The organism is Microcoleus sp. B7-D4, assembly GCF_036705125.1.
In the GTDB taxonomy this organism is placed as follows: Bacteria; Cyanobacteriota; Cyanobacteriia; order Cyanobacteriales; family Microcoleaceae; genus Microcoleus.
Map to the genome: position 1 here is coordinate 1 of NZ_JAUBTT010000202.1, position 5,269 is coordinate 5,269.

Here is a 5,269-nt window from a genome sequence, read left to right on the forward strand (position 1 = left end):
TCTCCCCAGAGTTGTCAAGCGTTTTGTGAAAATATTTTTGACTTTTTTTTGAACCTATACACACCAAGGGTTTCGGCTCTTACGTTGCTCTCCGACCTCTGCTGGCTGACTCCTCTTGATGGCTATGGGGTCTTTTTGCCCCGGAAATAGGTTTTTGGGTCCGGGTCTCTCCCGCGAATCGGTAGAATATTTGCACATATAGATGTTCTATATAGAGATGGTCTATATATATTTGTTCGATCGCCCGCTTATGAAAAAACCTGCCGCTCGCCCTAGTGCCTTATTCCTTACCTGCGCTTCACTGCTGATCGCTTGCACTCAGACGAACACTCCCCAGACATCGACTACAGTATCTCCAGGTACTTCGCCATCTCCGGCAACTTCGCCACAGGGTTCTGCTGCGGGGAACTCTACCGCTATTCCCGTTGGGGTTGGGGTGGCGCAAACTAGCAATGTGGCTTTGCTGGGTCAGGAACAGGTGGCTGGGGCGAAAATTGCTGAGAAGTATTTCAACGATAAGGGCGGTGTGGATGGGACGCCGATTAAACTGGTGTTCCAAGATACGGGTGGAGATGAACAAGGGGCGATCAATGCCTTCAATACTCTGATCAATCAGGATAAGGTGGTAGGTCTTGTGGGCCCAACTCTCTCCCAGCAGGCTTTTAGTGCCGATCCGATCGCCGATCGAGCAAAAGTTCCCGTACTCGGCCCCTCCAACACCGCTAAAGGCATTCCCCAGATTGGCGATTATGTGGCCCGAGTCTCCGCGCCTGTGGCCGTGGTAGCACCTAATGCAGTTAAAGCTGCACTGAAGCAAAATCCCAATATTAAGAAAGTAGCGGTGTTTTTTGCTCAGAATGATGCTTTTAGCAAATCTGAGACTGAAACTTTTCAGACAACGGTTAAAGATATGGGACTGGAATTGGCAACAGTCCAAAAATTCTTGACTACTGATACAGATTTCCAATCTCAAGCCACTAATGGGATAAATGTCAAGCCGGATTTAATCATTATTTCTGGGTTGGCCGCCGATGGAGGCAATTTAATTAAGCAATTGCGGGAGTTGGGTTACAAAGGCGTTATCATTGGGGGCAACGGTCTGAATACTTCTAATGTATTTCCTGTTTGCAAGGCTCTTTGCGATGGGGTTTTGATTGCCCAAGCCTACAGCCCGGAATACGAAAATGAAGTTAATAAGGCTTTTCGCGAGGCTTATCGCGCTCAATTCAAGAAAGAACCGCCTCAGTTTAGCGCTCAGGCTTTTACGGGCGTACAAGTTTTTGTGGAGTCATTAAAGGCAATTAATGCTAAGTCTAAGGTTAGCGAAAAGCCATTGGCCGAGTTGCGTACAAATTTGAATCAGCAGTTGCTGGTGGGCAAGTACGATACGCCTTTGGGGCAAATTTCTTTTACGCCTGAAGGTGAGATTAATCAGAAAGACTTTTATGTGGCACAGATAAAAATGGATGCTGATGGAAATAATGGTAAGTTTGAATTTTTGAAATGAAGGCACGACACGGATTCTGACACGGATACACGGATGAGTTATTGAGTGTGAGTCTGAGGTCAACCCCGCTGCCCCTTTGGGGGGAAGTCAGAAATCAGAGTAAAAATTGTATGCTGTTTGTTTTTGAATGATTTAATGTTGATGCCGAATCTCTAACTGGTGATGGACTTAACTCTGTTTTTGCAACAATTTTTGAATGGTTTGTCGATCGGCAGCCTGTATGCTATTTTTGCCCTGGGATACACGCTGGTATTTTCTATTCTGGGAATTATTAATTTTGCTCACGGTGCAGTATTTACTTTGGGTGCTTATTTCACCTATGCGCTGATGGGAGGTACTTTCGGTTTTAATGGGTTGTGGGCTAATGCTCGAATTCCCCTGCAGTTGCCTTTTGCTGTGGCGTTAATTTTGGGAAGTGTCATGGCTGGTTTGGTAGGAGTAATTGTTGAACGAATTGCTTTTTTGCCTTTGCGCCGCCGACTCTCTGATCCTCTGCTGACGGTGGTTTCTAGTTTGGGTGTGGCAGTTGCGATCGCCAATATTATCCAATATCTTGTAGGTGCGGAAATTTACACTTTTCCTGCTAACACTTACGGCTATTTACCGGCTGCAATTAACTTCGGAACAGTAGATAAACCTATTCCGATTCGGACTGTTCAAATAGTAATTTTTGCGGTATCAGTTGCGATTGTGGCTGTCTTAACTTACTTAATAAATTTTACTAAGTTTGGCAAAGCAATGCAGGCTGTGGCTGAAGATGCTACTACTTCTAGTCTGTTGGGTATTGATACTGATAGATACATTGTTTTGACGTTTTTTGTGAGCAGTTTTCTGGCTGGTTTGGCGGGAAGTTTGGTGGGTTCGAGTGTGAGTATTGCTGGGCCGTATTTTGGTATTGCTTTTGGTTTGAAGGGTTTGGCGGTGATTGTGCTGGGTGGATTGGGGAGTATTCCTGGGGCAGTTTTGGGTGGGTTTATCATTGGTTTGGTGGAGGCTTTTGTGCCAGGAGATTTTTCGGCTTATAAGGATGCTGTTGCTTTTGCCATATTGTTTATTATGCTATTGGTTAGACCGCAGGGTTTGTTTGGACGGCGTTTGATTCAGAAAGTGTAGGATGATTTGTAAGAACTGTAGTGCATCAGTAGATAAAGGGATGTTTTATGAAAGTGGAAGTTCCATTACTTGTAAGCGATCGCCTTTTGTTACGATTAGCCAATCAAGAGGATATCTGCGAAATAATTAAATTTTACAGAGATAATCAAAGGTTTTTTACTCCCTGGCATCGACATTGGGGGGAGGATTTTTTAACGGAAAGTTATTGGGAAAAACAAGTAGAGAAAGATTTCCAAGGCTTTAAGTTTGACAAATCTTTAAAGCTGTGGATTTTTGAGAAGGCTAATCCTGAGTATATTGTCGGTAACGTTAATTTTGATAATTTTGTACGAGGTGCCGGTCAGTTTGGCTTTTTGGGATATAATCTGGCAGAAGCGCAACAAGGTAAAGGTTATATGACGGAAGCTGTGAGAGTGGCAATTCAATATGTTTTTGGAGAGTTAAATTTACATCGCATTATAGCAAATTATATGCCTCACAATCAGCGTAGCGGTAATCTACTTAAAAGATTGGGATTTGTGGTAGAAGGTTACTCTAGAGACTATTTGTTGATAAATGGTCGGTGGGAAGACCATATTCAGACGAGCTTAATCAATCTAAATTGGAAACCAAGTTAACCGGATTTTCCCTAAGAATTTATAATCTAAAATCAAATGGCTACATTTTTTACTACTTATGGGTTTCTGATTGTCTCGATGTTGCTGGGTGCAATGTTGGGAATGTCGCTATATTTGCCTCTAATGACTGGTCAGTTGTCTCTCGCTAGCCCTGGTTTTTATGCGTTGGGTGGGTATATTGCGGCGATTTTGTCTACGACGGTGTTTAAGCCGACAGGGGGTTTGTTTCCTCTACCATTGCTGTTGGTGGAGATGATAATTGCAGGGGTTGTTTCGGGGTTGCTGGGGATTTTGGTGGGAATTCCGGCGCTGCGGTTGAGTGGGATTTATTTGGCGATCGCAACTATTGCTTTTGTGGAAATTTTGCGGGTTTTATCGCTGAATCTGGACATCACTGGCGGGGCTGTGGGCATTTTTGGGATTCCGCAACCGTTTGCCACGCCGATCGAGTATTTGTGGATTGTACTACCTTTACTGTTGGTCAGTATGGCGATTGTCTATCGGCTGGAACGGATTCGGGTGGGGCGGGCTTTTGCGGCGATTCGGGCTGATGAGTTGGCGGCTGATGCGATCGGCATTAACCCAACTTTTTATAAAGTTTTGGCTTTCACGTTAGGTGCTGTTTTAGCTGGGGTTGTGGGTGCAGTTAGCGCTCATTTTTTGAATACTTGGAACGCCCGTCAAGGGACTTTTGATGCTAGTATTATTTACTTGACTTCTGTGTTGATTGGTGGTAGCAGAACTTTTCTGGGAGCAGTTTTGGGTGGGATGGTGTTTACTGCTTTGCCGGAGGTTTTGAGGGGGATGGCGACTATTCAGGGATTGCCGATTTGGTTGGCGCAATTTCTGCGGGATGGGCGGTTAATTATTTTTGGGTTGCTAATTGTTTTGGGGACGATATTTTTTCCGCAAGGTTTGGTGACGCCGGAGTTGTTGAAGAGGTGGAGGAAGGGCGATCGCGGTTCTGTTTAAAATTAGATTTTTGGTAAACAAAGGTGCGATCGCCAACTTTATGGCTTAAAATAAAGGAAAGAACGATCATCCTGTCGGTGAAAAAAGATAAGGTGCGATCGTATCTTTCTGTATCATCTCCTGTTGTTTGGTGAGAGGTCGTTGCTCCTCAGCGATCATTACCAAACTTACTACTGAAAGACGACGCTTCACACTTATGACATCGCTAATTGAGTATTTATTAGCTACCTAATGGCTCAGTTGAGCCACGTCAAGTAACATTTGCAGCACCACCAAGATTTCTCGCCCGTCCGCTCCAACGTGTGGTTAGACCGGGCTTTCGCGATAAGGTTACGACTTTTCTGCCGCTGGCTCCTTCCTTTTTGCGGAGGTCTGCAAATATTGCGTCCAAATCATAGTTAAAGGACTTGGCATACTCTTCTCGAATGCGGTGAATTTCTTCAACAATCTCATCTGTCCACATGACCTAATCTCCCATTAGTTCGTTGGGTGTGCAAAGAACTGGCAGCACATAGCCGAAATCGAGACTAATCTCCGCCAACTTCCCCTGGATTTGAGCATTCGCAATATGTTTACAATTCCAAGTTAACAGATAATCCATGCCATGAACAGTTGCGGCGGCAATGTGAATTGCATCAACCCTTGCTTTTGGAGGCAGATTGCTCTGGGCCAGGAGTTGTACGGCTAAATCTTGTACGTCTTGGTTCAATGCCAACAAGGGAAAATCACGCAGAATCTCCAGTCGTTGAGCGGCGATTCCTGCATCTCCCTGTACCACTTCATCTAGAACTGCCTCCGACGTATAAAGGGTGAAGGCGCTTCGACGAAATTCCCACCAATCTCTAGTTATTTCTATATTTGCCGCTAAAATTAAATTCTTGGTCGATCGGGCAGTGAGGTAGCCCAAGATACTGGTTTCGATGTAGACGGTTTCGCTCATAAAGAATGGGTTAGCAGCCCTCTTAATTTTATTGAGTGGCAGCTATTGGGTCGTGCTATTTTGTAAAGGATAGAGAAAAATAGTTAGCATGGAGTTGTATGTCTCACTTTTGCGCCGTGA

The 5,269-nt window shown here is 44.6% G+C and carries 6 protein-coding genes; 4 read left to right on the plus strand and 2 right to left on the minus strand.

The genetic code is table 11. The features are described 5' to 3' along the window. The first annotated feature begins 250 nt into the window (after positions 1-250). The 4 genes from QUB12_RS36500 (at position 251) to QUB12_RS36515 (ending at position 4,209) form a co-directional block, all read left to right on the plus strand. Positions 251-1,507, plus strand: a complete 1,257-nt coding sequence (locus QUB12_RS36500; RefSeq protein WP_333310966.1) for an ABC transporter substrate-binding protein — start codon at positions 251-253, stop codon at positions 1,505-1,507. Positions 1,508-1,669: 162 nt separating this feature from the next. Beyond that, positions 1,670-2,620 (plus strand): branched-chain amino acid ABC transporter permease, encoded by a 951-nt coding sequence (locus tag QUB12_RS36505; RefSeq protein ID WP_333310976.1) that lies wholly within the window; start codon positions 1,670-1,672, stop codon positions 2,618-2,620. Positions 2,621-2,667: 47 nt separating this feature from the next. Further along, positions 2,668-3,237, plus strand: coding sequence for a GNAT family N-acetyltransferase (locus QUB12_RS36510; RefSeq protein WP_333310968.1), 570 nt, complete (start codon positions 2,668-2,670; stop codon positions 3,235-3,237). A gap of 36 nt (positions 3,238-3,273) precedes the next feature. Next, entirely contained in the window at positions 3,274-4,209 is a 936-nt protein-coding gene (locus tag QUB12_RS36515) for a branched-chain amino acid ABC transporter permease (protein ID WP_333310971.1), read from the plus strand. Positions 4,210-4,459: 250 nt separating this feature from the next. Here QUB12_RS36515 and QUB12_RS36520 read toward each other — a convergent pair whose 3' ends face one another. Both QUB12_RS36520 and QUB12_RS36525 read right to left on the minus strand, forming a co-directional pair. Next, on the minus strand, positions 4,460-4,672 hold the full coding sequence (locus QUB12_RS36520) for a hypothetical protein (protein ID WP_333310972.1): 213 nt from the start codon (positions 4,670-4,672) through the stop codon (positions 4,460-4,462). Positions 4,673-4,675: 3 nt separating this feature from the next. Beyond that, on the minus strand, positions 4,676-5,149 hold the full coding sequence (locus QUB12_RS36525; RefSeq protein ID WP_333310974.1) for a type II toxin-antitoxin system VapC family toxin: 474 nt from the start codon (positions 5,147-5,149) through the stop codon (positions 4,676-4,678). Between the last annotated feature and the right edge of the window lie 120 nt (positions 5,150-5,269).